Below are 21,572 nucleotides of genomic sequence, written 5' to 3'. Positions count from 1 at the left end.
GGCATTGGCGATCCTGTGACCGAAGAAAGACCCATGGTATTGGAGTTGGCACCTGATCCGGCAGCAACGATAATCGGATATACTGATGATAGTGGTGAGTACATAACGAACGACACCTTGTACTTTCCGGGTTTGCTTGGCAATCCGCCCGAAGTTGAGGTGTTGGATGAGTACGGAATTCCAGTTGGGCTCTTTCACTACACTGACACAGTAACCGTCACCATGTCGATTCCAGATGATCCAGAGACGTTCCTCAGTTTCGATAGAAAGCTCAGCACTTCAGGTAATTCCTTTCAACTGGTCTGGGAGTTGAAATAGGGTATGGTATAGTGGGCCGAACTGCCGGTTTGGGGCGTCGCGAGGAGATCTCTGCCGACAGAGATCGTCAGAACCTGCGAACTCAAAATAAACAAAGCCGCTGCAGATAAACATCTGCAGCGGCTATATGCTTATCGAATATGACTACTTGCGGGTCTTCTTCTTCTTGCCAACCGCGCGGGTTGCTCTCTTCTTGCTCGTGCCACTCGTCGCCTTCTTCTCCAACGCGAGTTCGAATACCTGCTGGATGTTGTCGACGAATTCGAGCTTGAGATTCTTCATCAACTCTTCGGGAATTTCCTGTGTGTCCTTTCGATTCTTCTGTGGCAGAATCACAGTAGTCATCCCAGCAGCATACGCTCCGAGAAGCTTCTCTTTGAGGCCACCAATCGGCAGGACATTTCCCCTGAGAGTGATCTCGCCGGTCATAGCAATCCTCGGTTTGACCGGCCGGTTGCACATAAGCGACGCTATCGCGGTCGCCATCGTGATTCCCGCCGACGGTCCATCTTTAGGAACCGCGCCCGCGGGCACATGAACGTGAATATCGGTATTCTCGAACGAATGCTCATTTAGACAGAGCAATCCGGACTGTGACCTGATAAAGGATAACGCAGCCTGTACCGATTCTTTCATCACTTCTCCGAGATGTCCGGTCAGAGTGAGACTGCCCTTTCCCGCCATTTTTGTCGCCTCGACATATAGCACCTCACCGCCGGCAGAAGTCCACGCCAGCCCTGCGGCAGCGCCAACCTGCCCTACACGCTCGGCTTTCTCTCTTACAAATTTAGGCGGCCCCAGGAACTGATTCACATTGCCCGTGACGACAGAAACTTTCTTATGTTTGCCTTCAGCTACACCGCGCGCGACCTTGCGGCAGGCCGTCGCGATTTCGCGATTCAGATTGCGGAGTCCCGACTCGCGCGTGTACTCGTTGATCATCTTCTTGATCGCCGCATCCCTGAAATCGATGTTTGTATGTTTCAGCCCATGGTTCTCGAGTTCGCGCGGCACAAGATATTTCTTAGCGATCTGTATCTTCTCGAGATCGGTGTATCCCGGTATCCGGATTACTTCCATCCGGTCGCGCAGCACATCGGGTATCGTGTCGAGAACATTTGCGGTCGTGATAAACATCACCTTCGACAAATCGAACGGACAGTCAAGATAATGATCCGAGAAAGTATCATTCTGTTCCGGATCGAGAACTTCGAGCAATGCTGACGCCGGGTCGCCACGGAAATCTTTCCCGACCTTGTCAATCTCGTCGAGCATAAAAACGGGGTTGTTAGATCCTGCTCGGCGAATACTCTGAATTATCCTGCCCGGCATTGAGCCGATATAGGTGCGCCTGTGGCCTCTGATCTCCGCTTCATCATGCATTCCACCGAGAGCGATGCGCTGGAACTTGCGTCCCATTGCGCGTGCTATTGACTGACCAAGAGAAGTTTTCCCGACACCGGGAGGACCCGCGAAACAGAGAATCGGACCCTTCACATCAGGCTTCAGCATCCGCACCGCAAGATATTCCAGAATGCGCTCCTTGACCTTCTCCAGATCATAGTGATCTTCGTTCAAAATCTTCGCAGCGCGTTTGATATCAAGATCATCTTCAATCGATATTGCCCAGGGCAGGCTAATCAGCCACTCGATATATGTTCGCGAGACTGTATATTCAGCCGCCGATGGGTTCATACGCGACAGCCGATCGAGTTCCTTGAGAGCGGCCTCCTGTGCCACCGGGTGCATTTTTGCCTCGCCGATCTTCTGCTTGAACTCCTCGACTTCGGCTGTGCGGTCATCCGCCTCACCGAGTTCGCGGTGGATTGCCTTGAGTTGTTCGCGAAGGATGTATTCCTTCTGTGACTTTCCCATCTCGGACGCAGCATCCGACTGTATCTTCTTCGACAATTCGAGCACTTCGAGCTCTTTGTTCAAGTATGCGTGGACCTTCTCAAGCCTCTTCCTCACATCGAGAGTCTCCAGTAACTCCTGTCGCTCCTCCTGTGAGATGTTAATATTCGTAGCAGCGTAGTCGGCCAGTTTCGATGGGCTCTCCTGATTAAGAGCGGAGACGTAAACCTCCTCCGCCAGATTTGGCGCGAGATCGACAACTTTCCTGAGAATTTCGAGGATATTCCTGTTGAGAGCTTCTATCTTGATACTATCTCCGGTGTGCTCATCGAGATACTCAACCTTCGCAGTGAGATTCGGCGAGAGTTCCGTAAATTCAGTGATTCTGAATCGAGAAAGACCCTGTACAAGAAACCTGACACTCCCATCAGGAAACCTGAGCATCTTCAGGATAGTCGCCGTCGTTCCGATCCGATAGATGTCATCTGGTCCGGGGCTGTCACTCTCCCCCGATTTCTGTGCCACAAGCCCGATTGTCCGTCCTGCCATGAGCGCGTCGTCAACAAGCCGAGCGTTCTTCTGACTCGATATCATCAGTGGCACGACAACATATGGGAAAACCACCATGCCTTTCAGAGGCAGAATCGGAATTGTATCTATAGTCGTCTGGTTAGAACCGCTCGTTTCATCTGCCAAGAGTGAACCAGCCACCAGAATATCCTCCTGTTTAATTGATTGCTACAATCTAATAACAAGTCATCGAACCGTGCAGTTTCATGGCGCGTCTATCGCGCGAGGCAGCTAAGCCTGTCCAGGAGACAGCACATATTACTATTATCGTGCCGGTGACAGCAAAGCTTCAGTCTCTCGATACCGGCGGTCAATAAATGCCGAGACCGGAGATTATCTGATTGAGCTTCTGGACCTCTTCTCGAGCCTTCTCGGCGAAATCGACCCCATCGGAGGCATACAGGACCGCTCGCGCATTGTTCACGACGACGAGACTTGTGCCTTCATCGGACCCGAATCTGACAGCCGCTTCAAGATCCCCACCCTGCGCCCCAACGCCGGGAATCAGGAACGGCAGATTTCCTGATATCGCTCTAAGTTCTTTTATCTTCTGAGGATATGGTGCACCGACCACCAGCCCGAGATTGTCATTCTTGTTCCATTTCAGAACGGACTCCGCGACGTGATGGTACAAAGGCCGATCATTGACTTCCAGAAACTGAAAATCCTGCGCGCCGGCATTCGATGTCACACAGAGAATGAACGAGAATTTATCTTTGTACTCGATAAACGGCGCAAGAGAATCCTCACCGAGATATGGTGAGAGTGTCACAGCGTCACCGCCAAGATCCTCGAAGATCGCTTTTGCATACATAGCCGACGTATTGCCGATGTCACCCCGCTTAGCATCAATAATCACCGGAACTGATTTCGGCACAGCCTCGACAGTCTTCTTGAGAACCTCCCATCCTTGACTCCCCAGGCTCTCATAAAATGCAATGTTCGGCTTGTAGGAACAGACAATGTCGGAGGTAGCCTCGATTATCTGCCTGTTGAATTCGAGTATCGGGTTATCGAACGTCTTCAGGTGTGCGGGGATCTTTTCAATGTCAGTGTCGAGCCCGACACAGATCACAGTTTTTCTTTCCGTGACCAACTGCGCGATTTTCTCTTTGTATTTCATATCAGGTCCTGAGTCTCCCAACAAGCTGTCTTATAGCAGGAATGTTTATATCGCGCAAGTACTTTTTGAGTCCGTCGACTGCATCAATGGTCGCGTTAGGATCGATGAAATTCGCCGTCCCGAACTGAACAGCCGTTGCCCCGACGATAAAGAACTGCGCCACATCGTAGTGATTCATGATTCCACCAATGCCTATCAGCGGTATTCTCACTTGACCGTAGACTTTCATGACACACGCTAGAGCGACCGGTTTTATTGCAGGGCCGGAAAGACCACCGGTGATATTTGTCAGTTTCGGTTTGAAAGTATAATGATCCACTCCCATTCCGACCAGCGTATTGATCAGCGAGAGCGCATCCGCGCCAGCGTCCTCGCAGGATTTAGCTATTGCAGCTATATTGGTGACATTCGGCGATAGTTTTATGATCAGCGGATATTTCGATACTTTTTTCAGTTCTGACGTCAGTTTATGCGCCGATTGTTCAGAACTCGAAAACTCGAGCCCGTCAGCCCCGACATTCGGGCAGGAGATGTTGATTTCAAGCATCGCTATCCCGTCGCAGTCATTGAGCCGTCGTGTAACCTCGATATACTCATCGAGTGAAAATCCGGCGACATTGACGATCACATTCGTATCGAGGGTTTTCAGGAACGGGATTTTCTCCTCGACAAACCGCTCAATCCCAACATTTGCCAGGCCGATTGCATTGAGCATACCACCTGCGGTCTCGCAGGTTCTGGGAGGCGGATGACCGGGGCGGGGATTGAGTGTCACAGACTTTGTCACAATGCCCCCGAGCTTTGACAAGTCTATGTATTCGTTGAATTCCTCGCCATATCCGAATGTACCGGATGCGGTCAGGATCGGATTGCGAAATCTGACACCTGCTATTTCGACCGACAGATCGATATCGTTCAAATCTTCACCTCGCCAGCATTAAAGACCGGACCTTCCTTGCAGATTCTCTTGAACTCAGTATCACTTTCGGTAGACCGCACTACACAACCGAGACATGTGCCAAGCCCGCATGGCATGCTGCCCTCGAGAGATACCTGACAGCGAATATTGCTTTCCAGGCAGATCGCGGCGACAGCGCGCAGCATGTTCTCCGGTCCGCAGGAATATACGACAGCGCGATTGCTGTCGATATCGCTCAACTCGGCCTCGAGAATATCAGTCACGAATCCATGGTGCCCGACGCTCCCGTCATCGCTCGACAACTTCACATCCACCCCAAGTGCCTGCACGTCTCTGACCAAAGGCAGATCCGATTTGCTTGATATGCCGCACAGGAATCGAATCCCGTCTCTATTGCCAATACTCTGTCTCAGGAGCAATGTTGCGTAGAAATGCAGCGGAGGTATTCCGGTTCCACCTGCCACCATAATCGGGATATCTTCAGATCCGGGAAGCATAAACGAATTTCCGAGTGGGCCGAGAAGGTCGAGTTCGTCTCCTTCGCGAAATTCAGATAGCAGCTTTGTGCCCCGTCCAACAACTCTGAAGAATACAGTGAACGAGTCACCGTTACATGAGTGCACGCTCATCGCTCTGCGGAAAAGCGGGTCCATTTGAGGAGTCACTTTGATGTGTACAAAGTTTCCGGGCTTCAAATTCGATGCTATCTCAGCCGATTGAAAGGTGAGTTTAAAAAGATCGTCTCCAAACTTCTCGTTCTTTGTCAGCAGGACGCACGGATGGTGGTTCTTCATCTATTCAGGTTTCTCCTCAATTCTTCTGGAAGTCTGATATTGTAGACGTACAGGAACCACTTGCCGTACAGCAGCGGATCGACGTCGGCTGGGTTAAAGAAGGTGTCTTTGAGAGTCTCCGCAGCCGCTATATCAACATCTTCGTAACCTGACCCCTGCAGTATCACCCAGTCCTCCACTTTACCGGTGAAGTCCATTTTGATCTTGAACTTGATGGATCCCTCCCAGAGATCGTTGTAGGCAGTGATCGGATACACAAACTCACCGGTTACGGTCGGAGGCTTCTCCATGAGCGGCAGCTCATTCATCTCTTCCTCGATTGCTCTTGTGACGGAATCCTGATATGCAACCGAGTCAAACTCAGCTTCAGTAAACAGAGTCGAGTCCTGACCGACTTCCTCCTCGGCTTCATGCGCTTTCGCACCGGAACTGACCTGGCCTTGTAGAAGCCTTCCCGCTTCCCGACCGTATTCAGTATCCTTGTACAGCTCTGCCACTCGCTGATATGCATGAATGAAAGTTGAATCGACTATGAGTTTACCCGAATCGGATGAGTCAGGGTCAGCGATATTCTGAAACCGCGAGGTGGACCAGGCAATTGCCCACTCCGCTTTGGGCACATATTCGCTCTCCGGAAAGTCGTCGACAATCGATTGAAACACTTCGTTTGCAGCATTATAATCCATTGTCGTCAGTAAAATCTGTTCTCCCTGACTGTAGCGACGAGCCGGGTAATCGTAATCGGTGGAGTCTGGATCAATGTCGAGACGCCTGAGAGTGATCGGCACAAGGTCGCACGACGGATAGTCCTGCAGCAACTGATGATAATAGGACAACGCAGTCGCAGTGTCGCCGTAAGTGTACTCGTTTATCCAACCGACGGCAAGAAGCGCCCTCGGTGCATATTTGCTTTCCGGGAAACTGTCAATCAGCCACTGGTACTCATGGAGTGCCGAGTCGGGCTGATTAAGCTGGGTCAGGAATAATTCTGCAAGAAGATACTGACTTTCGGAGGTCTCGCCGATCGAATCAGCGTCCATGCCTTCGCGATACGATTTGAGCTTGGCAATGTCAGAAGAGCGACTAAACGCATCCTTACTGACCGACGTGTTCGATCTGCTGGCAGTCGATGAATCATACATGGCCTTTGCTGTTTCGAGATCAAAAAGCTGATCCTGATGTATGAGACCCAACTGATAGAATGAGACCGCTGACTGTTCAGTCTTCGGATATTCTTCGATCAACTTTCTATAGGTTGCAATGGCTGTATCGTATTCCCCTTTAAGTTCTTGGCCACGAGCCGTTTGAAGCAAAATATCCGGCATCAGGCTGTAATTCTTCTCGTCGTTGGCTAGCTCGGTGAATATAATAAGCCCGCTGTCAGGCTTCGCAAGCTGGTAATAACAATCCCCCGCATTGTAGAGAGATCTGAATTTTAGAGAATCTTCAACGTCGTACTTGCCGACCGATACATAGGCATCCTTAGCCGCAGAGTAATTACCCATCAGATAATACGCCTGGGCGATCTTGAACTGCGTCTGTCCCGCTTCGCTGGCCTTTCCGAACTCATCAAGGCAGCTATAGAATCGCAGAATCGATTTTTCATATTCTTCCTGCGCATAGAGAATCTCTCCGAGCATGTACATTGCCTGCGACCGCAAATTCTTATCGTCAGTGGTCGAATCAAGACGTTCGAATGCTTCCCTTGCACCGATCCAATCCTCTTTCCAGTATCGAGACTTACCGAGATAGAAAATGGAGCTTTCGACGTACTCTGACTTGGGATAAGTGGCGAGCAGTTCACGAAACTTGGTTTCCGCCTTCGAGAACTCCCCTTGATGATAGAATGATCTTCCAATCATGTAGAGCGCATCGTCGACATACTTGCTATTTGGATGCAGCTCCAGAACTGCCGAAGCTTTTTCAATTGCTGTCTGGTACCTGGAACTGGCGCCTCCTCTGACTATCTCCTGACCAGACCTTTTCCGCATGGATTCTGCTTCATTGAAGTTCTTCTTCGCAAGAAAGAACAAATTGTAATAAACGCACCCCGATATCAGGACCATCAGGATCGGCAACAACAGGCTATATTTCTTCATTCTGACACCAGCCATTCTCGAGTTTGTATTTCCGCATCCATTTTGTAGCGCGCTTGTACTCCTCCGAAGTTATCCGTCGATTAAGTGGCTCGATAGTCTCGGCGCGGTGGGCAGGAAAATATTGTGACATTAGGCTTATATGACACTTGGTAGATATCTCCTCTGCGATGAAACGGAGAGTTTCTTCAGTCCCTGATGCATTCTCCGGAAGTACCAGATGGCGGATGATCAGACCGCGTACGGCTACACCATCGCTGTCGGTCTGAAGAGGGCCAACTTGCCGGAACATCTCTTTGATCGCCGCGCGGTTGACAGTCCGGTAGTCTGGCGCCGAAGAGTAACATTGCGCGTTGTCGGAGTCGGAATACCTCATATCGGGTAGATATATATCAATTAACCCGTCGATTTCCTTGAGAACATCGACCGCATCGTACCCGGATGAATTGTATACGATGGGCGCTGCCAATCCTCGATCGCGCGTGTCAACAATCGCCTCAGCTATTGCAGCAATGTAATGAGTCGGTGTCACGAAATTGATGTTGTGCGCCCCGCGTCTCTCCAGCTCAAGCATCGTCTCGACCAGTTCATCGGGCGTAATTGTGCGCCCATGTCGCATCTGACTGATGGGAAAATTCTGACAATAGACACATTTGAGATTGCAGCCCGTCAGGAAAATTGTCCCCGAACCGCGTGTTCCGGAGAGGGGTGGCTCCTCGCCGAAATGAAGATTTGCCGATGCAATCCTGATCTGGGAGTCCATCCCGCATATACCGACATTTCCGGAACGCCTGTCGACATGACATCGCCTCGGGCAGAGGTCACAGTCTGACATGCGTAATTTTAGGCGGTCAAGTCTTTCGCTGATTGAGTCCATGTGGAATTTAGCCGCGGGAAGGATCATTCGAGGCCACACTCCTCGATAATTCGTGGAAATATCTCGCCAAATTTGCCTTCAAAGTGTTCGTCGGCCAAATCAGTCAGTACTGTCGGCTCGGTATTGATTTCGACCAGATACGCACCCCGGTGCTGCGCAAGCAGAGGCAACGACGCGGCTGGCTGTACAAGTGCAGATGTCCCTATCGAAAGAAAGAGCGCTGAGCGCTCGGTAGCCTTGTATGCCTTCTGAAGGATTTCCTGTGGAAGCATCTCACCGAACCACACAACATCAGGGCGTATCATTCCACCGCACTCGCAACTCGGCACAGTTTCTGACTCCTCGTCAACAAGTTCTTCATATAACCGACTGCATTTTATACACTTGTTTCGCTGAATGTTGCCGTGAAGCTCGAGAATATTCTGGCTGCCCGCCCGGCGATGAAGACCATCAATATTCTGCGTAATCAGCGTAAAATCAGAGAGCTTCTGCTCGATACGAGCGAGGCAGAAATGACCCGGATTAGGCTCGACATTGTTGATTATCTCCCTGCGATGCTGATACCAGTTCCAGACCAACTCCGGATTCCTGAGAAAAGCATCTACATTTGCTAACTCCTGCGGCTTGAACTTCTTCCACAAGCCGTCGTCACCCCGAAAGGTCGGAATACCGCACTCGGCAGAGACTCCCGCACCTGTCAGTATAGCCGTCGGCACATCACTTGAAAGCAGGTCTCTCAATTTCTTCGAAACACTTGACATAGCAAACCAAATATCACCAATGACCGCGATCAGGTCAAGCCATTAAGTGACTTTTTGACTTGTAAATAGGTAACTAGCTATCTAATATGGATACACCTGTCCCACGGACAGTATAATTTGACATGAGGAAAAAAGTGCAGATTTCCACCGTCATGATCATTCTGCTTCTCCTGTACGGAGGCGCTTTTGCCGACGATACCGAACCTACAGACACTCCGGACACAAGTCTGATCGTTCTTGAGGCCGATACCGCCCTCAAGTCGAATTCCATGGGAAATACTCGTCCGCCGATGGGTGCTCTTCTAAGATCAGTCGCATTTCCGGGATGGGGTCAGCTCTACAACAGAAAGTATGTCAAAGGATTGGTTGTAATGGCGGGGGAGGGCTATGTACTCGTACAGGCTGTCCGATATTGGGATCTGACAGACAAGGCCTATGACAGATTCACCGGCGAAGATAATTTCGTCAACCGCAGCATCTACTATAATGACTACAACTTTTACAAAGACAGGCGGAATCTATACATGTGGCTATCCGGGTTGACTCTCTTCCTGTCGATGATAGATGCTTACGTTGATGCTCACCTCGCAGGCTTCGATGTCGATGTCACTCCTCCTTTCGATGATCCGGCGAATGATGCTCTCACTCTCTCACTCACTTACAGGTTCTGATCCAGCCTATCGCGTGTTCCTTAATCACATAAACAGAATGCCGATAATCTAAGTGCGTCCTTACTCCAGCCTGCATCGATGCGGTTCTGGAGATGTTATGCGATCTAAACAGAAAGAACTTGCATAATAAGGGGTATTCACATAGTTTTTCAATCGCGAGAGCCTTGATCCTGTATGAGGCGAGTTATGTACTGATGTTCCTGGACCTCTTCTGAGATTGATTATATGAACGAGCAGAAACGGATGCAAGCCCGTATTAGGGAACTGACAGGATGGGTGAGTGTCACTCATTCAAAGATAGTCACAGACACCTCCGATTGGACGCGAATCCAGCGCGGCGATGTTCTACGGCTGGGTGGTCGAGACTTTGTTGTCAAGGGCAACCAGCACGAGACCCGGTTCGGCATTGGTGAACAGCCTAAGTATTGGGTGTTCAACGCGATTGATCTTGAAACCGGTGAGATCAAAATAATAAAAACTGTGTTTTATGAAGATTTCCATGTGCACGTTGGCGTATTCAGAATTCACTGTTATCGAAGCCCCGAAAAGGAGGCATTCGTTCTTGATATCGCAAAAGGCGACACCCGGTTCATGCAGGGCTACACTTTGATGGATGAGAAGGAAAACCGCATTCGCATAATCGATTATATCAAGGGGAAGACACTTTTCTGGCACATCCATGACATCGACAAGCGTCACGAGCAGTACTATTACGAGGACCTTAAGGACATATTGCACAAACTTACCGACAGCTTCGAGGCGATCGCATTTCTGCACCGTCACGGGACATTTCACGGCGACATACGCAACGACCATATAATCATCGACGCCAAGACCGGGGAGTACCGCTGGATCGATTTCGATTTGAATCAGCATGTGTCAGACTATGATGTCTGGAGTATTGGAAACATCATCAACTACTCAGTTGCCAAAGGGATCAAGTCATTTCAGCAGGTCATGAGGGGAAAGGAATTCTCCGATAAGGTGAAGAACAGCCTGACGTCTGAGGACGCTTCCGCATTCTTCGAATACCGCGTCATGAACCTGAGAAAACTCTATCCTTATATATCGCCGAAACTAAGTGACATACTGCTCCATTTCACGACCAGGCCGAGAGGCTATTACACTGATTTGGTAGGGTTGCTTGCGGAGTATAAAGACATGCTCTACACGGAGTTTTGATGAACGCTGCACAAGCACATGCGGCTGCATCGTGTGGGAATTCGATTGTCCTTCTCGCTGAAAGATCACCGAAATGAAGACGGTTATCATTGGAGGAGGCAAAGGTTGTTGCGCTATTATCGATCTTGCTCTCGGATCGTTCCTCCGGGAGCTTGTGCTGGATATCGAGTGCGTCGTGGATATCGATATGGATACACCCGGCATGATCTGCGCGCGTGATCGCGGAATCTCCACAACCACCGATATCGAGAAGGCTCTGGCGACACCAGGTCTGGAGCTGATTCTCGAGCTGACCGGCAGCGATGCGGTACTTGAAAACATCTACAAGCTGCTCCCCCCCGGAGTCAAGCTGATCGATCACACCTTCGCACACATCTTCTGGGATTTGGTCAATGCGCAGGAAGAGCGGGACGCTCAGCTCATAGAGATGACCGAACTCGAAAAGAAGGTCGAAAGAGAGAGGATGTTCCTTCAGAGCCTGTTCGACACGATTCCCGATCTTGCGGCGGTCCTGAACAAAGAGCAGCGCGTGGTGAAGGCCAATGCCAGTTTTGCACGTTTCGTCGATCTGGCGCCGCAGGAGACGATCGGTAAGACTACCGAGGAGCTTTTTGCAGGAACACCGTTCGCAACTCAGCATTCGGAATCAACATCGATGATCGATAATGTTTTCGAAACGGGCAAACCACACACGGTAATCTGGAGAACCGGCTTGCCGCAGGAGACATACTGGGAGGTTACTCGCACGCCGGTCGTGCGTCAGGATGGTACGGTGGATGAGATCCTCGGCACATGGCACCGCATCACCGAAAGGGTGAAACTGCGCCGTGAGATCGAAAGTGCCGAGCAGAGATTCAAGAGTTTCATTGACTGTGCAAATGACTGGATATCCATCAAAGATATCGATGGTTATTACATTATAGTAAACCCGGTAATCGCAAAGGCATTCCATCGCGAAGCATCCGATTTTATCGGCAAACAAGCCGAAGATATTTTCCCCCCGAAGCTTGCGGCAGTGATTCAACGTCACGACCAGGAGGTCATCGCGACAAACCGGCATCACACGTACGATGAAATCATCAATATCGACGATCTGGATCACTACTTTCAGACAGTGCGATTTCCCCTCGCAGATTACAAAGGCAGCACTATCGGCGTCTGTACTATTGCTCGGGATGTGACATCCGAGAAAGATCTGCAGAATCAATTGTTCAGGACGGAGAAGCTAGCCGCGGTCGGAAGACTCGCGGCGGAGGTGGCGCACGAAATCAACAACCCCTTGACCGGAGTTCTGGCCTACGCTGAAGATATGCTCGAGGATTTGCCGGAATCTGACAATCACAGAGACGATGTTAAAGTCATCATACGCGAAGCCCTCCGATGCCGTGACATTGTCAGAAATCTTCTCGATTTCGCTCGGCAGGAAGCTCCCGACTTCGAATTGCTCGATCCTAATGTCGTGATCGACCAGGCAATATTGCTTGTCGAGAAGCTGCCGCAGTTCAGGAATATCGCACTCGAGAAGATCAGGTCGAAAGAGGCGCCGCACATCAAATGCGATCCGCACCAGATTCAGCAGGTAATTTTGAACATGATGCTGAACGCAGCGGATGCCATGGGGGGTAAGGGAATAATCATCCTCAGCACGAGCTATGAGAAAAAGAGTAACAGTTGTGTTATCACGGTCGAAGACAGCGGACCCGGAGTGTCCGAAGATTTGGTGAGCAAGATATTCGAACCATTCTTCTCCACCAAAGGCTCCAACGGATTGGGGCTGGCGGTCAGCCGTGGAATCGTACAAAGGCATGGAGGAGTCATTGAAGTCGAGATGCCGGAAAGCGGTGGAGCGGTTTTCAGAATCGTGTTGCCGGCTTAGTGTGTTCTATATCAAGCCGGGAGAAAAACGGACGACAGTTCAGGAGTAGTATCATGGCTCAGAAAATCGGAGTTCTGGTGGTTGACGACGAACAGATCGTGCTCGACAGCATCCAGAAGCACCTCAGAAAAGAGGATTACAATCTTCACTGTGCTCTTTCTCCCGAGAAAGGGCTCCAAATCATGAAGAGCGAGGACATCGATGTGGTGCTCACCGATCTGATGATGCCGGAGATCGATGGACTCGAGTTCATGAAGATTGTGAAGAACTACAGGCCGAATGTGCCCGTGATCATGATTACCGGCTATGCCACGATCAATACCGCCCTTCAGGCAACACAGCTCGGGGCGTTCGACTATATCGCCAAACCATTTTCGAGGAAAGAGCTGATTTCGGTCGTCCGTAGAGCAGCCGATATCATCAGCGGCGGGTCAGGCGGAGGTCAGGTCTTATCAGATGAGGAGCATATACAGCAGATAGACAAAGATGATATAAGATCATTCAAACGAATTGGCGAAAAATGCTGGATGATGCTGCAGGATAATGGCGTGGTGTTGATGGGGGTCGAGAGGCGATTTCTTCAAGCAGTCGGCAAAGTCCAGGCTGTCTATCTTCCATCCAAGGGCGACGAGGTCCGCCAGGGGAGCGTCTATATGCAGGTATTCACTCCCGATACAGTTTCGCACAGCGTGCTATCGCCTCTCTCCGGCATGGTGACCGATGTCAACCAGACGGTTCTTGATGATCCAAACAAAGCATTCGAGGATCCGTATGGCGACGGCTGGGTGATCCGCATCAAACCAACCCGCTTCGACTACGAAATCAAACTGCTCGGACTGTGATTTGTAGGTCAGGATCCCTGTCTGCTTGAGCACCGCGAAAAGCAGATGCGAACGGAGTGAGCAGATCCTGACGCATGGATGGATATCAAAGAGAGCGCACGGCGCTATCGTACCGATGAAAATCGGTATCCAGCACAGTAGGGCAAAATCCCGAAGTCACGCGTGGCGTGACAGAGTGGTTTTGCCTATTTCTACGCAATTTCTGACAAGTAGGATGTGGCGACATCCTGTCATTGACTTAGCTCGCGTAAATAAATACTATGGGTTCATAACACGTAAAGGGAGTTGCCGAAAGTGACACTATCAGATGCAGAGCAAGCGAACAAATTCTTCTTTGACTATTTTCGCGCACGTCTGGAGTTTATCCAAGAAAACGGATTGAATGAGAATATGAATCAGATTGAAGGGCTCATACTTATGAGCTGCTATCTCGATTCACTAGCAGGCTACCGATACGGAGAAAAGAGTTCTGGGAAACGCTTCAGAGACTTTGTCCTTGAGTTCTCGGGACAGCGCGAGATTTGGACACGCGTGGCGCTCCCGCTTCTGGAATACAGGCTCCAAGCTGAAGGGAAGGACAGCATGGCTTCTGTCGTGCGCAGCATGGGAACAGAGGTAGAAAGCAGAATGAGAACCTATGAGGAAGACCTTAGGTACGGAGACATGCTTGAGAAGATATACGATTCAAACGAACGACAGTGGTTTGAGAGAGAAGCGAAATCCGTAAAAGGATACGAATACGTGTCAATCTTGTGGGAGAGATACAGGTGCAAATCTGTACATGAAGCAAGCTCGGACCCAGATAGGGCTGAGTCGCTCCATGGCGAAAAGAACATGCCATTCTACGCGCAGTACCTTGACGAGCCGAAGCCGGGTCTCATCCTTTCTTCCGAATGGCATTTCTGTATTCCTAATGTTTTCATCTACTCGACGCTCACGAACTGTATGAGCAACTTCGAGAGTTATGTTAAATCTAATGGGCTTGATATTAGACAGCTCGCGCGGCAATAGGACGTAGTCAGGATCACTCCGTCACGCTCTGCGTGACTTCGGATCGCTGACCTACAAGCGCTGGACACCGTTTTCCAACGGTATGACATTTGAGTACTCTTGATCCCTATTTCCCCTTCAGCTTCTTCCACCAGTCAATCCGTTCCTGGATTGTTTTTTCGAAGCCGAATTTCGAGGGCTCGTAGAATGTCCTGCCCTGGAGCGATTCCGGAAGATATTCCTGATCGACAAACCCCTCGTCGTAGTCGTGCGCGTACTCGTATCCCTTGCCATACTCGAGGTCTTTCATCAGTTGCGTCGGTGCGTTTCGAATATGCAGCGGCACCGGTTCGGCAGGACTCGCCTGAATTTCGCGCATCACAGCCTTGTGCGCTTTGTAGAGCCGGTTCGATTTCGGCGCGGTCGCGAGATAGACCGTCGCCTCGACAAGCGCAAGTTCGCCTTCGGGCGATCCTAGAAAATGATACGTATCTTTCGCAGCTACGCATATAGTCAACGCATTGGGGTCGGCAGCACCGATATCCTCCATCGCCATGCGGATCAAACGCCGCACGATATATAGCGGGTTCTCGCCCGAGTAGAGCATTCTGCAGAGCCAGTAGAGAGCAGCATCGACGTCAGAGCCACGCACAGCCTTGTGAAGCGCCGAGATTATATTGTAATGTTCCTCGCCGCTTTTGTCATAGAGAAGAGTCTTCTCCTGCAGGACATTCTCTGCGATCTTGAGCGTGATGTGCTTGTCTGTCTCCTCTCGATACTGCTCGGCAATCAATTCGAGATACGACAGCGCGCGGCGAGCATCGCCCGATGACATCGCAACGAGAAAATCGAAAACATCATTTTCGAGATCCAGACCGTAGTCGCCAACGCCGTTCTCGCTGTCTTCGAGAGCTTTCCTGAGTATACCCTTGATATCATCCGGCAGGAGCTGCTTGAGCGTGTAGACCTGGCAGCGCGATAGGAGCGGTCCGATCACTTCGAACGACGGATTCTCGGTCGTTGCACCGAGCAGGATGATCGAACCCTTCTCGACAAACGGCAGAAAATAGTCCTGCTGTGCTTTGTTGAACCGGTGGATTTCATCAATGAACAGGACAGTCCGTCGGTGATAGACCACCCACTCGCTCTCGGCTCTTTCGACGACCTTCTTGACATCTTTGAGGCCGGAGACAACCGCCGAGAAAAATACAAACTGTGCATCGATTGATTCAGACAGTACGTGCGCCAGAGTCGTCTTGCCGCAGCCTGGAGGACCCCAGAGAATCATCGATGGAATCTTCTTCTGCTCGATCGCACGCGCTATCGGCTTGCCTTTGCCGATCAGATGTTCCTGCCCGACAAAATCGGAAACGTGCTTCGGTCGCATCCGCTCAGCGAGGGGACGGGGCGGACCAGCGCCGGAATCGGGAGCATCTTCTCTGAATAGATCCATCGTGCCAACCTTCCTCACGACTCACGTGTTTGCGCTTGTTGAACGACCCTTGATGTCGTCATCTCTGAGAGCGAAGCGTGGCAATCTCAGCGTGTTTAGCGCTGTCAGGAATCCTCTGTTTCGCGCGGGCAGGAATCCTTTCCTGCCCGATTCACTCAGCTGTCAGGAAAGGATTCCTGACAGCGCTGAGCCGTCTCCCGGCTGCAAACGCGAGATTCAGACTTAAATGTAAGCCCCAAGGTCAAATGAGACAATAACTTTATGCGCTTCGATCATCTCATCTTCGAGTTTCCTCGACATTCTTCAGACAATAGCTAAAGTCCGGGCCACTCATTCCGATGAACTAAGAGCCGACACCGATAAACAAAGAACAGGAATCAGGAAGAGCAAGGGTTGATGAGGTTGCTGGCGGTTTCATATGGACTATTTTCTAAGGTTTCAAAACTTTACAGTCGATTTCAACCCGGTATCGGACATCTCAAAGTTGTTATCGAAATTGTTCCGACAGGCGGATTCGAACGTGACAAGTTTCTCATTTTGTACCGACAACTCTCGATATTCTTTCCGACAATCAACCGGCATTCCTGCTGCGATGAATGGGAATCCGCTCCGCTGTTCCTCGAAGAGGAGGAAGGCGTGTCGATCAAACGCGTCGGTGAATCGGCGGACATCGCGCACCTCATCGAACACATTATTGTCGATATGCAGGTTAATCTCGGGGGAATGCAGCGTTGCTCCGGCCTCACATGCGGATGGAAACACCCGGAGAACAGGTTTGACCTTTTCGTAGAATGCGCGAATGCCCGAGTCGGGCTGTTTGCAGCCCAGTTTGCGGTGCATTTGGTTTCAAAGATTTTGACGAGAAAGAAAATATCCAAAAGGAATGGGCTGATTCTTGAACTCGCGAAGTTTCTGCTCGAAAATCCAGATACAGCATCTGACACCGAGTCGTTGACCAAAGTCCTTGGCTGGAAAAGAGGCGCTGTTGAGATGGCTCATTCAAGACTCTACGAGTTTGGCTTCTTCTATTCGAGCAATCAGGAGGATTCAGAAGTGGAGGGGAACTGTGCATAGCATTAACGTAGCAGAACCGAAGAACAGGGTGAGGAATCTCTTGATAGCTGACAGTGTCGACTTGAATGAGATCGGATGCTCCGACAGCGATAACGAGCCGGCACTTAACCGCTATCGCATTGTACTCAACTGCCAGTCGCAACGAAAGCATATCTCTTTGCATCGCAAAATAACGGTCGGTTTCGAGACCGACTGAGATACACAACCCAAACGAGGAGGTCTTAGATGACCCGCTTCAATTTCAACGATTTCAAGTATTTCGAGCGCACGCCGACTTCGCCGCAGGCGCTGAACTGGAACATCTCGAACCTCATGTACAGCTCGGTTTCGTGCCGCGCCAAGGTCGAGAACTGCAACACCGAGACCGGTGAATATCGTATCGTCCTGACTGGTACCCTCGATCTGGACCCGAACTTCTGGAACACAGTCTATTAAATCGACTGCCATCAACCCGAAATACTCAGAGGAGGATTGGAAAATGAAGAAATGGACTATGAACGATTTCAACACCATCGAGAAGTCACCGACTTCCCCGGCATGGCTGCAGTCACGTTTCACTGACATTCTCTATAACTCGACCAACTGTCGCTGCAAAGTGGAATCGGTAAATCCGACGACCGGCGAGTATCGCGTTGTATTGCAGGGCACGTTCGACAAAGACGAGTGGAACCAGAACGGCTAATCTGATCTGCAGAGGGGAGGAGCTGCACTATCTTCTCCCCTCCCGATTTATGTGAATTCCACAGAATTCGGAGCTGAAAATGCCTGACAAAGAAGTCAACAACGAACAAGAACAGACTACTACATCGACCTACTTCGAGCACAGGAACATTCATTCAAATGAGAGTGAGCAGAGTGTCTGGAGCTTTGGAGGAGAGCCTGCTGTAGGGACGAGCGAGTAACGAACCGCGCGGGTCAGACAAGGCCCGCTATTATAGCATCAGAGACAAACATGCCTTTAGGTGTGAGCCGCAGGCAATCATCTCTTCGCTCCATCATACCTTCCTTCACAAAGTGCTGAATCCTGTCGGCATAGGTTTCTGACAAATCCTCTCCGAAGCGATTTCTATAATCTCCAAGATCGAGCCCCGCTTTCAATCTCAATGACAGCATCACAAATTCACTGCGAATCATGTCAGAAGTCAGCTCCTCCTCCTGACCGACAGCATGATTGCAATCGTCTATCATATCGATGTATCGAGTCACATCGGCGACATTCGTCCATCTGTGTGGATGAACATACGATGATGCTGACGGGCCGAAGCCGAGATACGGCTTGCTGGTCCAGTACGCGAGATTGTGACGTGATTCAAAGCCCACTCTTGCGAAATTAGACAGCTCATACTGTCGCAGCCCTGCGGCTTCCAGCATCTCGACAGCGGCAACATACATGTCGCAGAGCTCGCTGTCTGACGGGAGCATTGTCCGCCCTTCTCGCACAGCGCGATACAGAGGAGTGCCCTCCTCGACGGTGAGGCAGTATGCCGAAATATGCTTCGGATCAAGCGACAGCGCCAGCCCCACTGTTTCGCGCCACGAATCGAAAGACTGCCCCGGAATCCCATATATCAGATCGAGCGAAAAGTTGGTCAGTCCGGCATTTCTGAAACCTTCTACCGAATTTATGATAGCCTGTGAATCGTGGCGTCTGCTGAGAACGCGCAAATCGCGATCATCGATTGACTGTGCGCCGAGAGAAATGCGATTGATCCCGGCTTCCAGGTATTTCTCGATCACTGTTTCATCCAGATCATCGGGATTGGCTTCGAGTGTAATTTCAGCATCTGCAGTAATAGGGAATGTACTATCAAGCGACCTGACTATCTGCGCTACCTGCTCAGAAGACATAAGTGATGGTGTTCCGCCTCCGAAGAAGATCGTCGCAATGCTGCTCCCCTGGAATCGTGAGTCAGCCGCATAACCATCGATCTCACGCGAAACAGCTTCTGCGAACCTATCCGAACTGCTGCAATCTATAATCGAGTAGAAATCGCAATAATTACATTTCGATTTGCAGAATGGGATGTGTATGTACACGGAGTGCAGCATACGTCTAATATACGAATCGTGACATAAAATCAAACGGGCGATCGCGAGACCACCCGTCTATTAAGTATGAGAAACCTTGGATGCTATGCTTAATCAGTTCTTTTTCAGCGCATAGTCGTCGTATTCGATCTCGAAGCGAAGTTTATGCTTGGCCTCTTCCTGAGCTAGTCCGAGCAGCATGGTTTGCAGTTCAGCATTTTCTGTGGCGGTTGCCAGCTCGGAATAGAGCCTGAAAGCAGCCTTCTCAGCTTTCATCGCAAGGATGAGTGCGTCCTGGAAGCTCAAATCGGCTGTAAGTTCGATGTCAACCAGATGATCGCCGATCTTGAGATCCTGAATCTTCTTCTCGACAGGAGCCATCAGCTTGCCGGATTTTACACCTTCAAGTTTCTTCTTATGACCCAGCTCTTCCTTGGCAAATCCGTCGAACACCTGCTTCATATACGCTCTGTCCATTTTGCCAGCCAATTCTGAATAGAAATCGTGAGCGTCCTGCTCTTTTTCGATGGCATAATCGAGAATCTTGTCAACCGTGTCTAACTTCATTCTATCCTCCTTGCGGTGCTGTTCTGTTTGACGCGATCAGTCTATGTCGAATCAATGCAACTGGTCGATCCATCCGATCTGTCTTCTTTCAGGCATCATATATAATGAAAAGTGAAAGAATAAACAAGCTATCGGTTCTCCCACGGCGATCCATTCTTCAGAATTTTCCAGCAGCCAGAGCGCATACTCCCGGTCGGCTCTGTTTGCACATAAGCCTGAAACAATTACGATCGTGGACTGTGATAATCTACATTATGAAGCTATCTGCTGTGTGATTCGTATCACACCTGATATCAACCTTATCGAAAGGCGTTATCATGACTCATGTAATGATTAGACACAAGGTTAATGACTTCAACAAATGGAAGAATACGTTTGACGAATTCGCGGATGTGCGCAAGTCTTACGGAGAGACATCCTTTCAGGTAATGCGGCATCAGGAAGACTCCAACAATGTCTACCTCATGTTTGAGTGGGACAATGAGGAGAATGCCCGCAAGTTTTTCGGCTCGGCGGAGCTGAAAGAACGGATGCAGAAGGCTGGCGTCGCAGAAGCTCCCGAGATCAACTTCCTGAATCAAGCCGATCGCGGCAAGCTGTAGTCATTGGATGTGGTTGAACGTCCGTAGCGGTTATTGTAGGGCAGGAGTGCCCTCACTCCTGCCATCTCGTGGGCGGCAGATGTAGAGCAGAATCCCGAAGCGAAGCGCAGTGGCAAGTCCTGAGCTTCGGAGGGTTCTGCCTATCGACTGAAAACCACAGGGGTTACGGCTGCAGGACGAACGTCGTGCGGAAGGCGCGGCCTATTGCAAGTCGGGGCCATTCGTCGTGTTGGATTTCCCCTCAGGGTCGAACCTTCTACGTACTATGAGCCTCTGTCCTTGACTTGACTCAAGCACGTCGGAAGACAACCACGGGTCTGTGATCTTCCCCGACAGAAATTCGGAAAGTCGTGCGACGAGTTCCTCCGTGACCCTCTTCACGGTGTCGGCGTCTTGTGGAAGCCACTCTGAGGGTGCCTTGAAGAGACCAATGTGGGGGTATTTAGGCTGTTGAGGTGAGGGGCTAAGCAGTTTCTGATTGTTGACATGGTCGTGACGATATTGCCATATCACTTTGAATGTGTCGGACTTGGCGTGAACGAAATCGTTCCGCAGATCGTTCAGAGCCTTCAGGTATTGAAAGGGAGTCCTGCCACGGCAAAACGTCTTGCCTGCGATTTCACGAGGGACCTTGTGCCACTTGTCTGGGATGGACCATAGCTTAACCGCATCCTTCGGGTGTGAGGAAGAGCTGGGCCAGAAATCCTCGATAACCCGGTTGATCAGCACCTCAAGGGACACAACGTAGAGCAAGACTGAAGACCGCGTGAACATGGTTTGGAGGTACGAATCCGTATGCTGGACCGCTAACCGCACTAGCTGGTCCGCATCGTGCTTGAGCAGAGCATAGTGATTGATCGACCCAGAGAGTGTTCCGAGAGATTCGTCCTTAGATTTCATCACACAAATCCGACACCGACTAGTGTCCCGTCAACATGATATTATTGGGCATGTCATTGACTTCCGAAATTGTTT

The 21,572-nt window shown here is 50.4% G+C and carries 23 protein-coding genes; 12 read left to right on the top strand and 11 right to left on the bottom strand.

Going from position 1 to position 21,572, the window contains the following annotated elements; all coding sequences use genetic code 11:
• A partial coding sequence (locus KKH67_03290) for a hypothetical protein (GenBank protein ID MBU1318201.1) occupies positions 1-318 on the top strand: 318 nt, incomplete at its 5' end.
• A 144-nt stretch (positions 319-462) separates the two neighbouring features.
• Here the strand turns inward: KKH67_03290 and lon are convergent.
• The 7 genes from lon to KKH67_03255 form a co-directional block, all read right to left on the bottom strand.
• Complete coding sequence (gene lon / locus KKH67_03285; GenBank protein MBU1318200.1) at positions 463-2,799, bottom strand: endopeptidase La; 2,337 nt, start codon at positions 2,797-2,799, stop codon at positions 463-465.
• A 253-nt stretch (positions 2,800-3,052) separates the two neighbouring features.
• A complete protein-coding gene (gene pyrF, locus KKH67_03280; protein MBU1318199.1) occupies positions 3,053-3,865 on the bottom strand; it encodes an orotidine-5'-phosphate decarboxylase in 813 nt (270 codons plus the stop codon).
• A gap of 1 nt (position 3,866) precedes the next feature.
• Positions 3,867-4,784 (bottom strand): dihydroorotate dehydrogenase, encoded by a 918-nt coding sequence (locus KKH67_03275; protein ID MBU1318198.1) that lies wholly within the window; start codon positions 4,782-4,784, stop codon positions 3,867-3,869.
• Positions 4,781-5,578 (bottom strand): dihydroorotate dehydrogenase electron transfer subunit, encoded by a 798-nt coding sequence (locus KKH67_03270; protein MBU1318197.1) that lies wholly within the window; start codon positions 5,576-5,578, stop codon positions 4,781-4,783. Before KKH67_03270 ends, KKH67_03275 begins: the two co-directional genes overlap by 4 nt.
• A complete protein-coding gene (locus tag KKH67_03265) occupies positions 5,575-7,677 on the bottom strand; it encodes a TonB family protein (GenBank protein MBU1318196.1) in 2,103 nt (700 codons plus the stop codon). The genes KKH67_03270 and KKH67_03265 overlap by 4 nt, the downstream gene beginning before the upstream one ends.
• Positions 7,664-8,551: a radical SAM protein gene (locus tag KKH67_03260; GenBank protein MBU1318195.1), complete on the bottom strand. Its 888-nt coding sequence runs from the start codon at positions 8,549-8,551 to the stop codon at positions 7,664-7,666. The genes KKH67_03265 and KKH67_03260 overlap by 14 nt, the downstream gene beginning before the upstream one ends.
• Before the next feature lie 23 nt (positions 8,552-8,574).
• Positions 8,575-9,312, bottom strand: a complete 738-nt coding sequence (locus tag KKH67_03255) for an NAD-dependent deacylase (GenBank protein MBU1318194.1) — start codon at positions 9,310-9,312, stop codon at positions 8,575-8,577.
• 122 nt (positions 9,313-9,434) lie between these two features.
• Between KKH67_03255 and KKH67_03250 the strand changes: the two genes are divergently transcribed.
• The 5 genes from KKH67_03250 to KKH67_03230 all read left to right on the top strand — a co-directional run bounded on the left by KKH67_03250 (position 9,435) and on the right by KKH67_03230 (position 14,894).
• Positions 9,435-9,983 carry a hypothetical protein gene (locus KKH67_03250; GenBank protein ID MBU1318193.1) on the top strand — a complete coding sequence of 183 codons (549 nt, stop codon included), beginning with the start codon at positions 9,435-9,437 and terminating at the stop codon, positions 9,981-9,983.
• A gap of 225 nt (positions 9,984-10,208) precedes the next feature.
• Positions 10,209-11,165 carry a hypothetical protein gene (locus KKH67_03245; protein MBU1318192.1) on the top strand — a complete coding sequence of 319 codons (957 nt, stop codon included), beginning with the start codon at positions 10,209-10,211 and terminating at the stop codon, positions 11,163-11,165.
• Positions 11,166-11,238: 73 nt separating this feature from the next.
• A complete protein-coding gene (locus tag KKH67_03240) occupies positions 11,239-13,041 on the top strand; it encodes a PAS domain-containing protein (GenBank protein MBU1318191.1) in 1,803 nt (600 codons plus the stop codon).
• Positions 13,042-13,094: 53 nt separating this feature from the next.
• Positions 13,095-13,883: a response regulator gene (locus KKH67_03235; GenBank protein ID MBU1318190.1), complete on the top strand. Its 789-nt coding sequence runs from the start codon at positions 13,095-13,097 to the stop codon at positions 13,881-13,883.
• Positions 13,884-14,177: 294 nt separating this feature from the next.
• The gene (locus KKH67_03230) at positions 14,178-14,894 is read left to right on the top strand and encodes a hypothetical protein (GenBank protein ID MBU1318189.1); all 717 of its coding nucleotides are present in this window, start codon (positions 14,178-14,180) and stop codon (positions 14,892-14,894) included.
• A 106-nt stretch (positions 14,895-15,000) separates the two neighbouring features.
• Here KKH67_03230 and KKH67_03225 read toward each other — a convergent pair whose 3' ends face one another.
• Positions 15,001-16,326, bottom strand: coding sequence for a replication-associated recombination protein A (locus KKH67_03225; protein MBU1318188.1), 1,326 nt, complete (start codon positions 16,324-16,326; stop codon positions 15,001-15,003).
• A gap of 396 nt (positions 16,327-16,722) precedes the next feature.
• Between KKH67_03225 and KKH67_03220 the strand changes: the two genes are divergently transcribed.
• The 5 genes from KKH67_03220 to KKH67_03200 all read left to right on the top strand — a co-directional run bounded on the left by KKH67_03220 (position 16,723) and on the right by KKH67_03200 (position 18,302).
• The gene (locus tag KKH67_03220; GenBank protein MBU1318187.1) at positions 16,723-17,400 is read left to right on the top strand and encodes a hypothetical protein; all 678 of its coding nucleotides are present in this window, start codon (positions 16,723-16,725) and stop codon (positions 17,398-17,400) included.
• Positions 17,393-17,596, top strand: a complete 204-nt coding sequence (locus tag KKH67_03215) for a hypothetical protein (protein ID MBU1318186.1) — start codon at positions 17,393-17,395, stop codon at positions 17,594-17,596. The genes KKH67_03220 and KKH67_03215 overlap by 8 nt, the downstream gene beginning before the upstream one ends.
• 29 nt (positions 17,597-17,625) lie before the next feature.
• The gene (locus KKH67_03210; GenBank protein MBU1318185.1) at positions 17,626-17,835 is read left to right on the top strand and encodes a hypothetical protein; all 210 of its coding nucleotides are present in this window, start codon (positions 17,626-17,628) and stop codon (positions 17,833-17,835) included.
• A gap of 43 nt (positions 17,836-17,878) precedes the next feature.
• The gene (locus KKH67_03205; GenBank protein MBU1318184.1) at positions 17,879-18,082 is read left to right on the top strand and encodes a hypothetical protein; all 204 of its coding nucleotides are present in this window, start codon (positions 17,879-17,881) and stop codon (positions 18,080-18,082) included.
• A gap of 79 nt (positions 18,083-18,161) precedes the next feature.
• The gene (locus tag KKH67_03200; GenBank protein ID MBU1318183.1) at positions 18,162-18,302 is read left to right on the top strand and encodes a hypothetical protein; all 141 of its coding nucleotides are present in this window, start codon (positions 18,162-18,164) and stop codon (positions 18,300-18,302) included.
• A gap of 13 nt (positions 18,303-18,315) precedes the next feature.
• Here the strand turns inward: KKH67_03200 and hemW are convergent, their stop codons facing one another.
• Together hemW and KKH67_03190 are read right to left on the bottom strand one after the other, a co-directional pair.
• Complete coding sequence (hemW, locus tag KKH67_03195; protein MBU1318182.1) at positions 18,316-19,449, bottom strand: radical SAM family heme chaperone HemW; 1,134 nt, start codon at positions 19,447-19,449, stop codon at positions 18,316-18,318.
• A 93-nt stretch (positions 19,450-19,542) separates the two neighbouring features.
• Entirely contained in the window at positions 19,543-19,995 is a 453-nt protein-coding gene (locus KKH67_03190) for a ferritin family protein (GenBank protein MBU1318181.1), read from the bottom strand.
• Positions 19,996-20,324: 329 nt separating this feature from the next.
• Here KKH67_03190 and KKH67_03185 point away from each other — a divergent pair, with 329 nt between their 5' ends.
• Complete coding sequence (locus KKH67_03185) at positions 20,325-20,597, top strand: antibiotic biosynthesis monooxygenase (protein ID MBU1318180.1); 273 nt, start codon at positions 20,325-20,327, stop codon at positions 20,595-20,597.
• 201 nt (positions 20,598-20,798) lie between these two features.
• On the opposite strand, the gene KKH67_03180 is transcribed toward KKH67_03185, so the two are convergent.
• Positions 20,799-21,497: a hypothetical protein gene (locus tag KKH67_03180; GenBank protein ID MBU1318179.1), complete on the bottom strand. Its 699-nt coding sequence runs from the start codon at positions 21,495-21,497 to the stop codon at positions 20,799-20,801.
• Positions 21,498-21,572: the final 75 nt, after the last annotated feature.

The sequence above is a fragment of the Candidatus Zixiibacteriota bacterium genome (assembly GCA_018820315.1).
Lineage (GTDB): Bacteria > Zixibacteria > MSB-5A5 > JAABVY01 > JAHJOQ01 > JAHJOQ01.
The sequence above is the reverse complement of the archived record's forward strand: the minus strand, read 5'-3'. Positions and strand labels throughout refer to the sequence as shown.

Coding starts and splice junctions, on each gene's coding strand:
- KKH67_03185 (MBU1318180.1), top strand. CDS start 20,325: ATGATTAGACACAAGGTTAATGACTTCAACAAATGGAAGAATACGTTT.
- hemW (MBU1318182.1), bottom strand. CDS start 19,449: ATGCTGCACTCCGTGTACATACACATCCCATTCTGCAAATCGAAATGT.
- KKH67_03255 (MBU1318194.1), bottom strand. CDS start 9,312: ATGTCAAGTGTTTCGAAGAAATTGAGAGACCTGCTTTCAAGTGATGTG.
- KKH67_03265 (MBU1318196.1), bottom strand. CDS start 7,677: ATGAAGAAATATAGCCTGTTGTTGCCGATCCTGATGGTCCTGATATCG.
- KKH67_03235 (MBU1318190.1), top strand. CDS start 13,095: ATGGCTCAGAAAATCGGAGTTCTGGTGGTTGACGACGAACAGATCGTG.
- KKH67_03270 (MBU1318197.1), bottom strand. CDS start 5,578: ATGAAGAACCACCATCCGTGCGTCCTGCTGACAAAGAACGAGAAGTTT.
- pyrF (MBU1318199.1), bottom strand. CDS start 3,865: ATGAAATACAAAGAGAAAATCGCGCAGTTGGTCACGGAAAGAAAAACT.
- KKH67_03245 (MBU1318192.1), top strand. CDS start 10,209: ATGAACGAGCAGAAACGGATGCAAGCCCGTATTAGGGAACTGACAGGA.
- KKH67_03240 (MBU1318191.1), top strand. CDS start 11,239: ATGAAGACGGTTATCATTGGAGGAGGCAAAGGTTGTTGCGCTATTATC.
- KKH67_03210 (MBU1318185.1), top strand. CDS start 17,626: ATGACCCGCTTCAATTTCAACGATTTCAAGTATTTCGAGCGCACGCCG.
- KKH67_03260 (MBU1318195.1), bottom strand. CDS start 8,551: ATGGACTCAATCAGCGAAAGACTTGACCGCCTAAAATTACGCATGTCA.
- lon (MBU1318200.1), bottom strand. CDS start 2,799: ATGGTGGTTTTCCCATATGTTGTCGTGCCACTGATGATATCGAGTCAG.
- KKH67_03205 (MBU1318184.1), top strand. CDS start 17,879: ATGAAGAAATGGACTATGAACGATTTCAACACCATCGAGAAGTCACCG.
- KKH67_03220 (MBU1318187.1), top strand. CDS start 16,723: ATGAGGTTGCTGGCGGTTTCATATGGACTATTTTCTAAGGTTTCAAAA.
- KKH67_03180 (MBU1318179.1), bottom strand. CDS start 21,497: ATGAAATCTAAGGACGAATCTCTCGGAACACTCTCTGGGTCGATCAAT.
- KKH67_03250 (MBU1318193.1), top strand. CDS start 9,435: ATGAGGAAAAAAGTGCAGATTTCCACCGTCATGATCATTCTGCTTCTC.
- KKH67_03225 (MBU1318188.1), bottom strand. CDS start 16,326: ATGGATCTATTCAGAGAAGATGCTCCCGATTCCGGCGCTGGTCCGCCC.
- KKH67_03200 (MBU1318183.1), top strand. CDS start 18,162: ATGCCTGACAAAGAAGTCAACAACGAACAAGAACAGACTACTACATCG.
- KKH67_03190 (MBU1318181.1), bottom strand. CDS start 19,995: ATGAAGTTAGACACGGTTGACAAGATTCTCGATTATGCCATCGAAAAA.